Source organism: Streptomyces sp. NBC_00878 (assembly GCF_026341515.1).
In the GTDB taxonomy this organism is placed as follows: domain Bacteria; phylum Actinomycetota; class Actinomycetes; order Streptomycetales; family Streptomycetaceae; genus Streptomyces.
On record NZ_JAPEOK010000001.1, the window covers coordinates 2443993 to 2460301 of the forward strand.

Consider the following 16309-nt stretch of genomic DNA (forward strand, 5'->3'; position numbering starts at 1 on the left):
ACGGACTCGGTCGTGTTCGTCGAGCAGACTTCCGGTCCCAGGCTTCCTGAACTCCCGAACCGCTCCGTCGCGGCGTCTTCACTGGGTGCGGTGTGGGCGGGCTTGAGATCGCGGTTCGTACGGCCCGTGGGTGAGGCCCTTCGCGTGCGAGTGCCGTTGCGGCTGCGCCTGAATGGGGCCGGCGACGGCTGGCCAGCAGCACAGCTGCCACGAGCGACACCCGGGCCCACCGATCTTGTTTGCCTGATGCAAGCCTCGGCGCGCCGGAAGGACGGCTTACACCACACCTGCTTGTTGTCCTACATTTCGCTACCCATGTCTTGTGATGCAGGATTATCTACGGCTACCGTGCAGCCATCGCGCAAGTCGCGGAGGAGGATCTGCAACCGCTTCGGGCGTGACGGTCCGAGGACGAGGACGGCTGGCGGGCGAGCGCCTGCGACGTACTCACCCTCCGGACCAGCGAAGTGGACACGTCGGGAACCTGGGAGGATCAATCGTGAGCATTTGGCGCAACAATCGGGAGCAACGGCATTCTGTGGGCATCGAATGCCCGACGAATCCCGGGGGCAAGAGCGTGCCTTCGGCTGCGGGCAGCAAGCACCGACAGCTTTCGAAGCGTTCGATCGTGACATCGGGAATTTGCTTGTCGATTCTGGGGACGGCAGTGCTGGTAATGCCGGCCGAGGGCGCGACCCGGGACTCCGGCGGAGCACCGCTCGGCCTTCCCGTGGGGACCTGGAATCAGATCGTGCATCTGCCCCATGCCGATGAGCAGACCATGGTCTCCTTCCACGCTGACGGCACCGTTTCAGGGATCGCGCCGGCTGCCAGCCTTCCGTGCCCATCGGGCACGGGTACCTGCACCCTGGGCAGCGCCAGCTTGGGTAGGTGGAGGAGTACGGGCGGCAACACGCTCCAGTTCGTGCTCAAAGAGTACGTCTACGACACCAACGGTAATTTGGTGAATTTCATCATTCCCAAAGTGCAGGTCACCCTGTCAGATGGCGGCAATAGCTACCACGGAAAATCGACAACTGGATTCTGGACCACTGGCGACCAGCTTCTGTTCACAGCTGGGTCCACTGCGGATGCGACTCGGATGCCATTCCCGTCTTACTGACGAACCCCTTGCGGTCATCAAGAGTGGACTACGAAACAGGGTCTTCAAAGTTGGGCGGCGCGGAGGTGGCCCACGGGGCCGGGTGGTCGCGGAGCCTTTCACCCGTGACGCGAAGACCCCGCAGACCGGGCGGGCCCGACAGAAGCATCCCGCCGTGGCCAGGTAGACCCGGCGCCCACCGTCCACGCACCGCTCGACCCGCATGACGGACACCCCGTCGAGGCCGAGCAGCAACGGCTTGTCGTTGGCCACGCCCGTGGCTCCCAGCGACCCTTCTGGGTAGAGAACAGAAAAGATCACCCAGGACTCTGGGCAGCCTGCCTCCAGGGCCGACAACCACCCCACCCATCACAGACTGCAACGGCCGGTCAGCGCGTACCGACGATGCACGGCTCAAGTTCGAAGAGCTGTCAAAGTGACCACTTCGATCAGTTCCGCCTCCAAGTAGTGCTCCGCCCGACCGCTCCACGTCCTGTCGCCGACCGTGGAGCGGTCGTGCAACTCGTCCACCGTCTCGAGCAGCACCCGTTTCTGGATTGCCCACGGGACTTCGGACGGCGGTCGTGACAACAGATCGGTCTCGGCCTCGGTCAGACCCACCGCCGCGGTCACATACCGGTGGTGGCTCCACTGGTGGGCGGCGGCGCAGTTCCACCCGCTGCACAGAATGACCATCTCCCGGTGCCGCGCCTGGAGCCGACCGTCGATCACATCGCGGGCGATCGGCAGGGTCTCGGCGTACAGCTTGAGGTTGTGGGCGAGAGTGGTGTGGATGTTCGCCAGGTTCGCCGAGTGGAGGTCGAAGACGGCGTCGTCCCCGATGGCCCTGGGTTGAGCAGTGCCGGCGCCCCCGGCGTCCGGTCCACGAGCGGCGCGATGCGCGGTCCGGGGCACAGCCCCGCGCCGATCTCCGCGGCGAGCTGCATGACATCCCGGGCGAGGACCGCAGCTCGGGCATTGACCAACGGCAGACGAGGGCGAACCCGGCCCTGCGGGTGAGGAGCACGAGCTTCCCGGTGCGCTCCACGAGGTACTGCATCAACGGGCGGGCCAGATCGACAGGCTCACACCCTTGCGGGCGAGGCGTGCCAGCTCCAGGGTCTGGGGCCGAGCCGGAATCCGGAGCCTTCGCTCTCCTCCCAGGAAGCCGTTGGAGGTGAGGCTCTGCAGGTACCGATAGGCGGTGGAGAGCGGGCCACCCCGCGGGGCTCGGCGACCTCGGTGACGGCCAGCACCAGTTGGCCATGGTCGAACATCAGCAAGATGTCCGGAGTCCGGTCCGCTGATGACCTTGCCGCCAACCTTCAACGTCCCGTTTTACAGGACATCTATCCTGCATTGCGCGACAAGCGTACGATCGGTTGCGGTATCCGGTCAACGAAGGAAGAGGTGCATCACGATGCGACTGGCCACTCTCAGGACAGGCGAGGGAACGCGTGTGGGACGGCTCGACGGCGACTACTACACGCTGCTCCCACAATCCGACCTGGGGGAACTGCTCAACTCCGGCGTCGACTGGCCGCAGGCCGCGCAGCGGGGCGGCGGGATGCGGATCGCGGTTCACGAGGCCCGCTTCGCACCGCTCGTGCCGCATCCCAACAAGATCGTGTGCCTCGGGCTGAACTACGCCACGCACATCAAGGAGATGGGGCGCGACACCCCCCAGTACCCAACGCTGTTCGCGAAGTACGACGGCTCCCTCATCGGTGCATACGACCCGATCATTCTGCCGTCCGTCAGTAAGCGGGTGGACTGGGAGGCCGAGCTTGGCGTCGTGATCGGACGGGCGGGCCGGCACGTCCCGAAGGCAAGGGCGCTGGAATTCGTTGCGGGTTATACCGTGGTCAATGATGTGACGGTGCGTGACTATCAGCGCCGCACACGGGAGTTCCTCTCCGGAAAGACCTTCGAGGCAACGACGCCGCTCGGGCCGGTCCTGGTGACCGCGGACGAGTTCGGTGGCCAGGAGCCGGACTTGGAGATCCGCTGCGAGGTCGACGGGGAGGTGATGCAGCAATCCCGCACGTCGGACCTGCTGTTCGGCGTCGCGGACATCGTGTCGTACGTGAGTGACATCATCACTCTGCTGCCCGGAGACGTCATCTGTACCGGCACCCCCGGGGGCGTCGGCGACGGCCGCGACCCCAAGGTGTACCTCAAGGAGGGGCAGGTGTTGCGGACGGTGATCGAGGGAATCGGCGAGACCAGCAACGTCTGCGTGGCCGAGTCGGCTTCCTGACACCTCCTGCGCGGGGTGAGGCATCACGACCTGCAGCCCCACCCCGCGGCCCCGAGGGTTCAGGCCCCGGGCTTGAGAACGACACGTCCGACGACGTCGCTGCCTCGTTCCATGAACTCGTGTGCCTCGGCGGCCTTGGCCAACGGAAAGCGCGCGGCGATGGGCGAGTGCAGCTTCCCTGCGGCAAGCAGCGCCATCACTCGCAGCGCATCGTCGTGCCGTGCTCCGCGGGCGCCGACGATGTCCGCTTCCAGGCGGGTGAGGTCGAACACGGTGAACGGCATCGGGCCGGGAGGGTTCTGTTCTCCGGCAGCCGGGCAGAGCCGGCCGCCCAGCCGCAACGCGTCCAGGGCCAGGCGCAGCAGATCGCGGCTGGTGGAGTAGTCGACAGCATGGTCGACGCCCTGCCCGTGGGTGAGGTCCCGTATGGCTTCGGCAGCCGCTTCGAGGTCATCCGTGACGACGACGTCGTCTCCGCATGCGGCCCGCAGCGCGTCGGCTCGCGCGGCGTGGCGCGTGGTGGCGATGGGGCGGAGCCCGAAGAGGTGGGCCAGTTGGATGGTGGCCCAGCCCATCGGCCCCGCAGCCCCGGTCACCAGGAGAAAGTCCCCGGCGGTGACCCGCAACCGGTCGCGCAGGATCCGGTGGCTGGTGCCGTACGAGGCCAGGGTGACCGCCGCCTGTTCCAGGTCGACGTGGTCGGGCACCGGCAGGAAGAGTTGTTGATCGCGTGCCAGGTAGGCGGCGTAGGAGCCGGGTGCCTGGTGGCCGGGGAGGGCAACGCCGGTGGAGAGGTTGCCCAGGCCGCGGTACGTCTCCCGGGCGTGCGGGTTCTCCGGATGGGCGGCGAGGACGACCCGGTCTCCTGGCCTCAGCTGCCGCGCGTCGGATCCGGTGGCGATAACGGTTCCCGAGCCTTCCCGTCCCAGTTGGTGAGGCAGGGGGAAGGGGGCACGGCCGGGCAGCTGAGTGCCGGGCTGGAGCCCCCGGCGATACTTCAGGTCCCACCCGGAGACGGCCGCGGTGTCGACTTCCACCAGGACATCGGTGGGCCCCAGAGGCGGCAAGGGCAGTTCCTCGTGGACGAGTTGCCCGGGACCGCCGTGTGCGTGAACCCTGACGGCGGCGGTGCTGGTCGGAAGAACGGTCACGTGGTCTCCTGTTGCAGGGCCGCGGCCACGGGCAGGATGTCGTCGGGGCCCATGACGGCGGCGATATAGCGGTCGGGTTTGACCAGGACAAAGCGGTTGCGGGCGGCTGCGAGTACCTCGCCCAGACGGCCGTCGGCGTCGGCGACGGCCTCGCGCGGCCCGCGTACGGGGGGCAGCCGATCACCGAGCAGCACGTCGATCCGCTTGATGCGCACTCGGTCGTCGGGCCAATGGGGGCCGTCGAAGCGGCGCCAGGCCGCGGCGGGCACGTCGATGCCCAGCAGCGCGTACGCGTCACCGAGTACCTCGTCGAGCAGGTGTGGGCGCAGGCTCGGTGGCACCAGGACGCGCGGTTGCGGGAGCTGCGTTCCTGTCAGGGGGTGGCCGCCGATGACGAGGCCGGCGTCATGCCGAGCGCGCGGCCGGAAGCGCATTTCGGTGAGGTAGCGCCGCCCCGCAGGGGTCTGCAGGAGGGTGCGGGCTGTGAGGTCCCGCACCAGAGCGCGTCGCGGGTCGGTGGTCATGACGATGTCGCCAAGGCGTTGGGAGTAGCGGACCATCGCGGAGGCGTGGGGACGGCGCTCGGCCTCGTAGGTGTCGACGAGTTGTTGTCCGGCCCGGCCGTGCCACACGTCGTCGATCTTCCAGCAGAGGTTCGCGGCGTCCCGTATCCCCGAGTTGAGGCCCTGGCCAGCGAACGGCGGCATCATGTGTGCGGCGTCGCCGAGCAGCAGGGCGTGCCCGTCGCGCCACCGGTCGGCGATGACAGCGTTGAAGGTATAGGCGGTAACCCGTTCGATCTGACTCTCGGTCAGGGACCGGTAGGGCTCCACAAGCCGGCGCACCGTCTCGAAGGAGGGCCGCGTGCCCTTTTCGCATTCGCCGGAATGCAGAAGGAACTCGTATCGGCAGCGTCCGTCACGGCCGGGCACGATGACGGTGGGTCTGTCCGGGGTGCCGCGGTGCATGCCGTAGCGCTCGTCGTGCGGGTCGCCAGTGGTGTCGGCGACCAGCCACACCTGAGTGTGACTGCTGCCGGTCATGGGGATACCGCGCAGCTCTCGTACGGTGGAGCGGCCTCCGTCGCACGCCAACAGCCAACTGGCACGAACGACTTCCGGTGCCGTGGCGCCGGCCGTCCGGATCGCCGCGGTGACGCCGGTGCCGTCGGGGTTCTCCTCCACGCCGACCAGCTCGGTGGAGAATCGGATATCGGCCTCGGGGCGGGATTTCAGGGCGTCGAGGAGAACCTTCTCCAGTTCGGGCTGGGCGAACTGGTTCTTGAAGGGATAGCCCAGCTGGTAGGGCCCCGGCCCACGGGCGTGGAAGAGGGGGCGGCCCTTACGGTCGTAGTAGCGAGTGCCGGTACCGGGGACGACGATGTCCAGCACCTGTTCGGCGAGGCCGGCCGCTTGCAGGGTACGCAGGGATTCGTCGTCCAGACTGATGGCTTTCGCTTCGTCGCTGGTGGAGGTGTTGCGCTCGACCAGAACGAGCGGGATGCCGCGAGCGGCCAGCAGGTTGGCAACGGTGAGCCCCACCGGGCCGCCGCCCACCACCAGTACCGGGTCGCGGTCGGAGCCGGTCATGGGTTGATTACCGCCATCCAGATCGGCTCGGCGCGGCTCTGCATCGCGGCCACCGCCTCGCCGACGTCGGCAAGCGGGTAGCGGTGGGTGATGAGGTCCTGCGCGTCGAGGGCTCCGCTGTCGAGGAGAGCGAGCACGTCCTTGGCGTCGGTGCGGGTGCAGGCCCGGGTGCCGACGACCCGCCAGCAGTTCGCCATGATCGCGATCATGGGGAGCGTCAAAGGCGCCTGGTTGGCACCCATGTGCACGAGGGTGCCGCCGGTGGCGAGCGCGGCCAGGGACTGGGAGGTGGCGGGGCCTTCCGGAATGAAGTCGAGTACGGCGTCGGCGCCCTGGGGTACCAGCTTGCGCAGGGCTCTGGTCAGTCCCTGGCCGGTGCCCCAGTCCGCGGGCAGGTCCTCGATCGCGACCATGTCGCAGGCGACGTCTCCGGCCAGCCGTCGCACCGCGCTCAGGCGCTCGGCGCTGCGTCCGACGAGGATCAGCCGTCCCACACCGAAGTGCCGGGCCAGCTTCACGGACGCGGTACCCATGGTGCCGGTGGCAGCGGTGACCACGAGGGTGCCGCCGAGGGGCAGTTGGGCCAGTTTGAGGGCGCGAACGGCATTGGCGAGATCGTGGACTTTGGCGCCCACGTCGAAGCTCACCGAGTCGGGCAGGGGGTCTACGAGCCAGTGCGGCACGCGAATGTATTCGGCGAGGCCACCGTCGTGATAGCGCTCGTACAACGGCATGGGGACCTCGCCGAACGCGGCGTGCCCGAGCATGGCTTGCTGGGGGCACATCATGTCCCGGTCCGAGCGACAATAGGTGCAGCTGCGGCAGTTGAGGTTGGCGTGCACGCGGACGCGAGTGCCGGTCACCATGCCGGTGACATCGGCGCCGACGGCTGCGACAGTGCCCGCGACCTCGTGCCCGAGGGTCGTCGGCAGGTGCTTGAAAGCCCCCATTGCCAGCAGCCTCATCATGCCGGGGGCGAGCCCGGCGGAGGCCACCTTGACCAGGACGTCCATGGGTCCCGGTTCGGGTATGGAAATCTCTTGCAGGTGCAGCTCGGCAGAGCCCTTTTCGGCGCGCGCCGCCAGCATGGTGTTCGTGTTCATGAGGTACGGCTCCTCGGTCGTGTCAGGCGCCCACAGCGGCGAGGCGTTCTGGGGTGTAGGGCACGGCGGTCCTGGCCGTCTCGGCGACCTGCGGCAGTTCGCGGTCGCTGTACAGGGAGATGTGTCGGCTCTCCTCGGTGCACACGCTCGCGTGCGCGAGGCCGAGGGGAATGCGGACGAAGTCCCCGGGGCGGAGGTCGACGATGCCGCGCTGACTGACGAGGGTGCGCCGTCCGCGGATCTGGTACTGGACCTCGTCGGCGTCGAGGGTGCGCCAGTAGGCGCGCGGGCTGTCCGGTGTCAGAAGTACGCTGCCCAGCCGGAACCCGGCGGAGCGGTACAGCCAACTCACCCCTGGCCGGTCCGCCCCGGTGAGCACCTGCAGCCGGGCCTTCTCCGCATGTACCTGTTCCAGGAGCCGGCGTTCGTCGACAGGAGCGACGGTGATGTCGTGTCCCGGAGTACCCAAGCACTGGGTGACGGCCTCGTTGACCGGGCTCGGTTCCCAGCCGGGGAAGGCCGGGAACACAGGCTCGGACTGCCGTACCGCAGCACGCTCTTCGCGGGCCGGGGAGGGCGTGTAGAAGAGCAGATGGCTTTCGCGGCGCCCGTAGTTGTCGTGGGCGACTCCGCGCGGCAGCCGGGAGAACTCGCCCGGCCGGTGCTCGACCACGCCGAGCTCGGTCATGAGGGTTCGCTCACCGGCGATCTGGTACGAGATCTCGTCGACATCGCAGTTGCGGTGATAGAAGGGCTGGCGATTGTCCATCGTCTGCCATTCGACGCGGATCCGAGCGCTTTCGTAGACGTCCCGAGGCGGAGCGAACGGCACCGCCTCGTACTGCTGGGAGAAGTGGACGACGGTGAGCGGCTCGTGGTCCCGCCACAGCTTCATCGGCAAGGGACTGGGGTGCGGGGGCGAGAGCAGGAGATGCTCTTCGCGCTCGACGACACGCGACGGTTCGTCGGAGAAGACGACCGCGATGGATTCGGTGACGGTACCCATGAAACTTCCTTGTTTCGTCGGGGTGCTGGCAGTGTCGGGGTGCTGGCAGTACTGCCCCGGACGTCAGACGCCCGGGGGAAGGTGGATGTCGAGGAAGGCGTGCGTGCGCTGCCAGGCGGTGTGTGCGCTGTTCGCGTCGTACATGTTGGGGCGGGCATCACAGGCGAAGGCGTGCCCGGCGCCCGTATAGACGTGGCTCTCGAAGTCGACTCCCGCGGTCGTCAGGGCGGTTTCGATCGCCTCGACCTGTTCGGCGGGGATGGTGGGGTCCTCGGCCCCGACGTGCAGCAGCATGGGGGCATCGATGTTCTTGGCCCGGTCCACGACCGCGTGCGGGCCGGCGGCGATGCCGGGGCCGTAGAAAACGACGGTAGCTGCGAGTCCGCCGATGCCAGTGGCTGCCGTGAAGGCGGCTCGGCCGCCGAAGCAGAACCCGTTGACGGCCGTGCGGGAAACCTCGATGGCCTCCTGGTCGCCGAGGTGGGCCAGGACGGCTTCGATGTCGGTCACGATCGCGTCCGGCCCGATCGCGCCGATCAGGGGCATCGCTTCAGCGTGCTGGTCGTAGGTGAGGGTGCCGACGCCGTTGCGGTGGAACAGGTCGGGGGCGAGGGCAAGGATGCCGCGGGCGGCATAGCGGCGTGCAATGTCCTGGATGTGTTCGTTGACGCCGAATGCCTCCTGCAGGACGATCACCGCCCGGTCCGTTCGGCCGGCGGGGCGGGCCGCATACACGCGCATGAGACCGTCAGCGGTGCGGACGGTGAGCCACTCGGTCGTCTCACGGGTGGGGGCGGTCTGGTCGTTCATGGCACAGGGTCCTTCACTGGGACGGGGACGAGGAGTGATCGTTCGATGCGGGAGCGGGCCGGGCGGTGCCTGACACCGAAGCGCGGGCGACGCGGCGCAGGAGGTAGTGCCATCCGGCCTCCAACTGGCTGTCCGGCCAGCACTCGGCGCGCTTGGCTCGTGCCTCGGCAAGGTCGGAGTGGACGCGGACCGCACCGGCCGCTGTGGCGGTGAGCTGGACGGCGCAGGCCCGATCGAGCAGAACGGCGTGCATGACGGCAGCCGGCACTGTGCGGCCGGCGGAAACCAGGCCGTGGCTGGGCATCAGGGCTGCGGGGGCCTCGCCCAGGGTCGCGGCAAGCGCTCTGCCCAGTGCCGGGGTGGAGACGAGTCCGCCGGTGGCCTTGAAGCGCGGCGCGTCCTCGCCGGCAAAGAGGGCGCCCTCGTGGGAGAGGGGGAGCAGTTCCTGCCCGAGGGCCGCGAATGCGACCGCGCTGGGGGCGTGGGTGTGCACGGTGCACGTCAGGTCGGGTGACGCTGCAAGGATCTCCAAATGGATGTGGCACTCCTTGTGCGGGGCGCCGTCACCTTGCAGCACTTGGCCGTCGAAGGAGACGAGTTGGAGGCGGTCCTCGCGCACCTCTTCCAGGCCCCAGCCCGGTGCTTTGATCCAGATGCCGTCGCCGCGCGGGTCGCGCACGGCGACATGACCCCAGACCATGTCGCCCTGCCCGGCCGCGGCCAGGGCGTGGGAGGCCTCGACGGCGAACCGGCGGGCCTGGTCCGGTGTCATGACGCTGCGGGCAGCGCGTCGAAATAGCGCCGTGCTCCCGGGTGCAGCGGGATGGGTGTCCTACCCATGGTGACCGGGTCGAGGGGGTAGGTGATCGGGCTTCTCTCCGGGGCGAGATGGCGGTACTGCGCTTCGATCTGGTGTCGCGTCTCGCCAAGCACCCATGCGATGGCGTAGGCGAGGTCATCAGGGAGGTCGGATCGGGTCAGCACGAGGAAGTCGGAGAAGTCGAGGGTGCGGAATGCGGAACGCCCGGGGAAGTAGCCGTCCTCGACGTCGGCGGCGGGCCAGCCGTAGTCGTCCCGGAGACCGGCGAGGACTTCCTCCTCGACCTCGAGGAAGTTCAGGTCCCGGCCGATGTCCTGCCAGTCAGGCAGCATGACCGCCTCCTGGACTATGGCGTTCGCCCGGCCTTGCTTGACGTGCTCAAGCGCTTCGAAAGGTCGCTCGTCCTGGAGTAGTCGGCCGCCCCAGCCGGTGACATCGACACCCGACCGGGTCAGAACCTCGTGGGCGGCCAGCCCGACGTGGTTGACGTCGTCGTGGACCGCGGTGGCCAGGCGTAGCGCGGGCTTGTGCCGGCGCAGCTCGGCGAAGGTAGTGATGCCCAGGTCCCGGTGGACAGCGACGACCAGGCGGTCGCGCTGCGGAACGACACCAAGGGCCCGCAGGTCCGGATAGTGCTCGCCCGTGTAGACGCCCCTCCCGTCGAGGGCAGCGGCCGCGAAGGCGGCCGGCGTGGTCAGCGCCACCTGGACCTCACCGCGGCCGACCGCGTGGACGGCATCGCTGAAACCTCGGCTGTTCCAGGTCGCAATGCGCGTGTGCGGGCCGCAGCGGTCGGCCAGCTCCTGGGCGATCCAGCCGCAGACCCGGTGGAGGTTGGCGCCGCCCCAGTCGCCACGCAGATGCAGCGTGAGGGATCGCTCTATGCGGGGTTCATCCGGTCGCCCGTGCGGGGCGGGTGTCGGACTCATCATGGCTCCAGTCCTGATTTAGAGGACGCATGTCCTGCTTTTTGGTCAGCATAGATCCAGTCACCCGGAGAAGCGAGAGCTGTGCGAAGTGGATCCAGTGATCACCTCTGGGGCTGAACCCATACGGAACAAGAGGCCAAGGGGTGCCGTTACGGCAGGGCCGTCGCCTGGCGCGTATTCACGTACCGCCGGACACGAAGGGGGGCGGCAGTCACGCGGTCGTCAAGATTACCTCTCGCAGCTTCGGGCTGGCGAAAAGTTCTGATACGTAGGACACTAGTCTTCTTATTCGAGACTCTACGGACTCGAAGATGGTCCCCTCAGGCGCTCTCGCCACTGCCGGCGCCCGGGGGGTCGCATTCCGCGACACAGCGCAAGAGGGCTGCCGCATCCCGCTTGTCCAGGGCGTCGACAAGGTCGGCGTGCAACCGGTGCCGGGCCCGGAGGTACTCGGCGGGCGAGCCGTGAGGAGGCAGCACTTCGACGGCGTGGCCTTCGACAAGATCCTGCAGATTGACGTAGAGCGACCGTAGGAGGGCGTTCGGTGTGATGTCGGCGACACACTTGTGCAGTTGCCGGTGGGACCGGGCAAACGCGTCCATGTCTCCGGCCTGGCCCGCCCCGTCCATCTCTTTCAGCAGAACGCGCAGGTCTCGGACGTCAGCGGGCGAGGCGTGCCACAGCGCGTCCTGCCACAGCAGTGGTTCCAGGGCATCGCGGATCCGCAGGGCGTCGTCGGCATCCGCCTGCAAGCCGTCCAGCGCGAGGATGGAGTGGCCGAGCCGGACCATGGGGGTCTGCTCGATCGCGAAGAGGCCTCCGCCCGGCCCTGGCCGGACCGTGACGAGCCCGCGCGACAGGAGCAGCCGCAGTGCCTCGTTGAACGTTCCGACCGACACGCCGCAGTGGGCCCGGAGCTCCTCCTTCGTTCCGAGCCGGGTGCCAGGCGCGACGCCCGAGGCGATCCGTGCCACGGCCCGCGCGGCCGCGTCCGCCCGCGAATTCGCCGGGGTTTGCCCCCAGTCCCCCCGCTGCAGCGCCGGAGGGTCGACGCTCCCGGCTGTCGCGCCCGGCCTGCCGCCCTGCGTCCCGCCCGCCTCCCGCGTCCCCACTGAGTCTCCCCTCACTACGAACACCTCTTCAGATTCATTGTGATGAATAGATTCGCACCTCTTGACGTCAGGCGAAACAGGGATACAGCATCAAACGTAATCATCATGATGATTGGAGACCGCACATGATCCCCGTCCTTGGTGAGCAGGAGTTCCGTGACCTCATGGCGGCTGTCTGTGCCCCCGTCACGATCGTCACCGCCTCGGTGGGAGAGATCCCGTACGGCACCACCGTCAGCGCCTTCGCCTCGCTGTCGCTCAAGCCGCCCATGGTCACCGTCGCCCTTGACCGCAGATCCGGACTCCTGCCTCACATCACCGCCAGCCGGCGCTTCGGCGTCAACGTTCTGGGCCAGGGGCAGGACGACCTCGCCCTGGGTTTCGCCCGGCGCACGCCCGACCGCTTCGCCGGTGTCGGCTGGCACTTCGACCACGGTCTGCCGCGCCTTGAGGCGGCTCCGGGGTGGCTGGCCTGCGACCTGACCGACGCGGTGGACGGCGGCGACCACCTGCTCCTGCTGGGCACCGTCACGCACGCCAGGTCCACGCCCGCGGCCCCGCTCATCTACGGATACCGGACCTTCGGCACGCACTCGCACTTCGCGCTGCGTCCACGCCACCCCATCGGCGATCACGTGGCCGCGTGCGCCCGCTGACCCTCCCGCCTCCTTCCGCCGGCCCGCTTCGCGGGCACGGATGTCCGACCCGCCACCCGACGAGAAAGAACGCACCACGATGACGACTCACGATGAACTGCTCGCCCGGGCCGTGGCCCTCCAGCCCCTGCTGCGTGAGCACACCGCCGACATCGAGACCGCCCGCAGGATCCCGGATCCGGTGATCGACGCGATCGCGGAAGCCGGACTGTTCAAGCTCGCCACCCCTCGGCGCTATGGCGGTCATCAGACGTCCATGCGCATGATGCTCGACGTATCGGCGACCCTGGCCGAGGGCGACGGTTCGGCGTCCTGGGTGGTCACCCTCGTCAACGTGTGCAACTGGCTGACCAGTCTCTTCCCGTCCAAGGCACAGGACGACGTGTTCGGCGGCAACCCGGACGCCCGCGTCACCGGTGTCCTCGCCCCCACCTCCTCCACCACCAAGGTCGACGGCGGATGGCAGGTCACGGGCCGCTGGTACTACAACTCCGGTTCCTCGCACGCCGACTGGGCCGTACTGGGTGCGCCGCTGACCGACACGGACGGGAAGGTTGTCGACCAGGCGCTCGTTCTTGTGCCGCGATCAGACTTCTCCATCGAGGACACCTGGTTCGTGGCCGGAATGAAGGGCACCGCAAGCAACTGCCTGATCGTCGAGGACGTCTTCGTGCCCGACCACCGGGTGCTGTCCGTGCCTGCCGCCATCGAGGGCCGGTACCCCACCGAGCACTTGGACGAGGCGATGGCCCGGTCCGCGTTCGTGCCGGTCCTCGCCCTCGTCCTCGCCGGCCCTCAGCTGGGCCTGGGCCGGGCGGCGCTGAAATACGCCGCGGACAAGGCCGCCCGCAAGCCCATCTCGTACACCTTCTACGAGACGCAGGCTGAGTCGGTGGCCGTGCAGATGCAGCTCGCCGAGGCGGCCCAGCGGATCGACACCGCCGTGCTGCACGCGGAGCGCGCCGCCGCCGACATCGATGAGGCTGCCCGGCGCGGCGTGTACCCGGACTTCACCCAGCGCGCCCGGGTACGGGCCGATGCCGGCTGGGCCGTCCAGAACGTGCTTGAGGCGATCAACACGATCATCAATGTCCATGGCGCCGGGTCCTTCGCCGACGTCAACCCCCTGCAGCGCATCTGGCGTGACGCGAACACCGCGGGCCGCCATGCGGTGGTCGCACCCACCGTGGCGCTCGAGGTGTACGGCAAGGCCCTGCTCGGAGTCGACGACAGCATCACACCACTCGTCTGAACCGCGCTTCCTTCACCCCGTTCCGCAAAGGAGAAGCATGTGCGTACAGCCAATCTTGCAGGGCGTCTGGTCCTTGTCACGGACGACGGCCTGGCCGTGGATGTCGAGGAGGCCAGCAATGGTCGCTTCGGCTCCGACCCACAGGAGATCTACCAGCAGTGGAGGGCCTTCCGCACCTGGCAGGCCGACACCGTTCTGCCGCCCGGGCGCCCGTTCGTCTCAGCAGACCTCGGCTCGCCCACCCCGCGGCCACGGCAGGTTCTGGCCGTCGGACTCAACTACCGGGCCCACGCCGATGAGTCCGGCTTCGCCGCCCCTGACACACTCCCACCCGTCTTCCCGAAGTACGTCTCCAGCATCACCGGCCCCGTTTCTGAAGTCCGGCTGCCTGCGGGCGGACACACGGACTGGGAAGTCGAACTCGTCGCCGTCATCGGTGAAGAGGCATACCAGGTGGACGAGGAAGCGGCCTGGCTGCATATCGCCGGGCTCACCGCGGGACAGGATCTCTCCGAACGCATCACACAACTGAGCGGACCCGCCCCACAGTTCGGCCTCGGCAAGTCGTACCCGGGCTTCACACCGATGGGCCCCTGTCTGGTCACGCCCGATGCCCTGGCCGACCCCGATGACCTGGAGCTCGGCTGCACTCTCAACGGTGAGGAAGTACAGAAGGCGCGCACCCGAGACCTCCTCTTCTCCATACCCGCACTGATCGCACGGCTGTCGGCAATCCTGCCGCTGCTTCCCGGAGACGTCGTCTTCACCGGCACCCCCGCAGGCGTCGGCCTGGGCCGCACGCCCCAGCGCTGGATCGCGGCCGGCGACGTACTCGTCAGCCGCATCAAGGGCATCGGGGAACTCCGCCAAACCTTCCGCGCCTGAACACCCGTCCGCCCAGGGAGTGCCGCATGGCCCTGCACCGTCTGTCCTCGATCGTCATGGGCGTCCCCGACCCCGCCCGGACCATCTCCTACTACACCGAATTCGGCCTCTCCGCTGAACCTGACGGCTGGTTGAGCACACGCGACGGTGGCCGCCAGCTCCGCGTCGTCCCTGCGCCGACACGACGCCTACTGGAGGTGTCCATCGGTGTCGACAGCCCCGACGACCTCGCCTCAGTCCTTGTGCGCCTGGACCGGCTCGGCATTCCTGCCGACCTGGACTCGGACGCACTCATCGCATACGAGCAGACCACCCGCGTCCGCGCCGTCCTGCGGGTCGAACCCCGGATCACGCAGACGTTGGCCCCTCCCACCCCCTACAACGGGCCGGGCCGCACCGAGCGCACGACCAGCCGCGCCCCCGGGATCGTGCGCAGCTCTCCCGTAAGGCCCCGCAAGCTGGGCCACGCGGTTCTGGGCACAACCAACTTCGCGGCCACCACCAGCTTTTTCGCCGACGGCCTCGGTTTCAAGGTGTCCGACCTGATGGGCGAAGTCGGCGCCTTCCTGCGCTGCTCCACCGACCACCACAACCTCCTCGTCCTCGCCGCACCCGTCGTATTCCTGCACCACACCTCCTGGCAGGTCGACGACATCGACGACGTCGGCCGAGGCGCCGCCGCGATGCTGGAGAACCATCCCGAACGGCACGTGTGGGGTCTGGGACGCCACCACGCCGGCTCCAACTTCTTCTGGTACCTCAAGGACCCCGCCGGGAACTTCTGCGAGTACTACTCCGACATGGACTGCATCCTCGACGACCAGCTGTGGAAACCGGAGGTCTTCGACGGCGCCAAGGGCCTTTTCAACTGGGGCCCGCCACCGCCGCCTTCGTTCATCAAGCCCGACGACCTGGCCGATCTGATGACCGGCTCACACAGCAACTGATAGCCCTCCGCGCTCAAGGAGTCTCAGTGGCGAAGTCAGGCCGCCTGCGCGACCGGTGGGGCGGAGGTGAATGCCCGGTTGTCGCGCAGCAGTGCCCATAGGACGCCGGCTCGCCGACGGGCCAGGGCGACGACGGCCTGGACGTGCTTGAGCCCTTCGCCGCGTTTCCCGAGGCAGAAGTCCCGGCTCGGTCCCTCGCGGATGATGCTGGTCTGCGCAGACATGTGGAACACCCGTCGCAGGCGGCGGCTGTAGCGCTTGGGCCGGTGCAGATTGCCGGTCCGGCGGCCCGAGTCGCGGGGAACGGGCACCAGCCCGGCCGCGGAGGCGAGATGGCCTGCGTCGGCGTAGGCCGGCAGGTCACCGGCCGCCACAACGAACTCCGCCCCGAGCATCGGCCCGATGCCGGGCAGTGACTCGATCATCTCCGCTCGCGGATGGCTGCGGAAGGCGTCACGGATCTGCCGGTCGGTGCTCTTGAGGCGGTTGTCCAGGGCGAGGATCTGAGCGCCCAGGTCGGCGACGATCTCAGCGCCGACGTCCTCCCCGGGCAACGCGGTCTGCTGGTCCTGGACGGCTTGCGGGGCTATGGCCGCGACATTGTCGGCAGCCATAGCCCCGAGAGCCGGACGGCCACTCCTTGGGAGCCGCTGAGGGCAAGCCGCATAAGCCGCATCCGGTCCTCCC

Annotated in this window: 15 protein-coding genes and 1 pseudogene; 6 read left to right on the top strand and 10 right to left on the bottom strand. The window is 68.4% G+C overall.

The annotated features are described in order from the left end of the window. Window positions 1-499: 499 nt before the first annotated feature. On the top strand, window positions 500-1123 hold the full coding sequence (locus tag OHA11_RS09925) for a hypothetical protein (protein WP_266494215.1): 624 nt from the start codon (window positions 500-502) through the stop codon (window positions 1121-1123). A gap of 393 nt (window positions 1124-1516) precedes the next feature. On the opposite strand, the gene OHA11_RS09930 is transcribed toward OHA11_RS09925, so the two are convergent. Beyond that, a complete protein-coding gene (locus tag OHA11_RS09930; RefSeq protein WP_266494217.1) occupies window positions 1517-2017 on the bottom strand; it encodes a hypothetical protein in 501 nt (166 codons plus the stop codon). A gap of 505 nt (window positions 2018-2522) precedes the next feature. Here OHA11_RS09930 and OHA11_RS09935 point away from each other — a divergent pair. Then, on the top strand, window positions 2523-3362 hold the full coding sequence (locus OHA11_RS09935; protein WP_266494218.1) for a fumarylacetoacetate hydrolase family protein: 840 nt from the start codon (window positions 2523-2525) through the stop codon (window positions 3360-3362). 59 nt (window positions 3363-3421) lie between these two features. Here OHA11_RS09935 and OHA11_RS09940 read toward each other — a convergent pair whose 3' ends face one another. From OHA11_RS09940 to OHA11_RS09975, 8 genes are all read right to left on the bottom strand, one after another. Continuing rightward, window positions 3422-4513 (bottom strand): zinc-binding alcohol dehydrogenase family protein, encoded by a 1092-nt coding sequence (locus OHA11_RS09940; protein ID WP_266494220.1) that lies wholly within the window; start codon window positions 4511-4513, stop codon window positions 3422-3424. Next, window positions 4510-6102 carry a bifunctional 3-(3-hydroxy-phenyl)propionate/3-hydroxycinnamic acid hydroxylase gene (locus OHA11_RS09945; protein WP_266494222.1) on the bottom strand — a complete coding sequence of 531 codons (1593 nt, stop codon included), beginning with the start codon at window positions 6100-6102 and terminating at the stop codon, window positions 4510-4512. The genes OHA11_RS09940 and OHA11_RS09945 overlap by 4 nt, the downstream gene beginning before the upstream one ends. Next, on the bottom strand, window positions 6099-7205 hold the full coding sequence (locus OHA11_RS09950; RefSeq protein ID WP_266494224.1) for an alcohol dehydrogenase catalytic domain-containing protein: 1107 nt from the start codon (window positions 7203-7205) through the stop codon (window positions 6099-6101). Before OHA11_RS09950 ends, OHA11_RS09945 begins: the two co-directional genes overlap by 4 nt. 22 nt (window positions 7206-7227) lie before the next feature. Next, window positions 7228-8211, bottom strand: coding sequence for a hypothetical protein (locus OHA11_RS09955; RefSeq protein ID WP_266494225.1), 984 nt, complete (start codon window positions 8209-8211; stop codon window positions 7228-7230). A gap of 63 nt (window positions 8212-8274) precedes the next feature. Continuing rightward, window positions 8275-9021 (bottom strand): dienelactone hydrolase family protein, encoded by a 747-nt coding sequence (locus OHA11_RS09960; protein WP_266494228.1) that lies wholly within the window; start codon window positions 9019-9021, stop codon window positions 8275-8277. Window positions 9022-9034: 13 nt separating this feature from the next. Then, complete coding sequence (locus OHA11_RS09965) at window positions 9035-9793, bottom strand: class II aldolase/adducin family protein (RefSeq protein ID WP_266494230.1); 759 nt, start codon at window positions 9791-9793, stop codon at window positions 9035-9037. After that, window positions 9790-10773 (bottom strand): TAXI family TRAP transporter solute-binding subunit, encoded by a 984-nt coding sequence (locus OHA11_RS09970; protein ID WP_266494235.1) that lies wholly within the window; start codon window positions 10771-10773, stop codon window positions 9790-9792. The genes OHA11_RS09965 and OHA11_RS09970 overlap by 4 nt, the downstream gene beginning before the upstream one ends. Before the next feature lie 317 nt (window positions 10774-11090). Next, a complete protein-coding gene (locus tag OHA11_RS09975) occupies window positions 11091-11882 on the bottom strand; it encodes a FadR/GntR family transcriptional regulator (RefSeq protein WP_266494240.1) in 792 nt (263 codons plus the stop codon). 125 nt (window positions 11883-12007) lie between these two features. On the opposite strand from OHA11_RS09975, the gene OHA11_RS09980 reads away from it, so the two are divergent. The 4 genes from OHA11_RS09980 (at window position 12008) to OHA11_RS09995 (ending at window position 15622) form a co-directional block, all read left to right on the top strand. Further along, window positions 12008-12538, top strand: a complete 531-nt coding sequence (locus OHA11_RS09980) for a flavin reductase family protein (protein WP_266494242.1) — start codon at window positions 12008-12010, stop codon at window positions 12536-12538. Window positions 12539-12617: 79 nt separating this feature from the next. Further along, entirely contained in the window at window positions 12618-13790 is a 1173-nt protein-coding gene (locus OHA11_RS09985; RefSeq protein ID WP_266494244.1) for an acyl-CoA dehydrogenase family protein, read from the top strand. Between the two features lie 39 nt (window positions 13791-13829). Continuing rightward, window positions 13830-14675, top strand: a complete 846-nt coding sequence (locus OHA11_RS09990) for a fumarylacetoacetate hydrolase family protein (protein WP_266494245.1) — start codon at window positions 13830-13832, stop codon at window positions 14673-14675. Between the two features lie 26 nt (window positions 14676-14701). Further along, window positions 14702-15622, top strand: a complete 921-nt coding sequence (locus tag OHA11_RS09995) for a VOC family protein (protein ID WP_266494248.1) — start codon at window positions 14702-14704, stop codon at window positions 15620-15622. A 35-nt stretch (window positions 15623-15657) separates the two neighbouring features. Here the strand turns inward: OHA11_RS09995 and OHA11_RS10000 are convergent. After that, window positions 15658-16230, bottom strand: a pseudogene (locus OHA11_RS10000) (transposase); the annotation flags it as partial. Window positions 16231-16309: the final 79 nt, after the last annotated feature.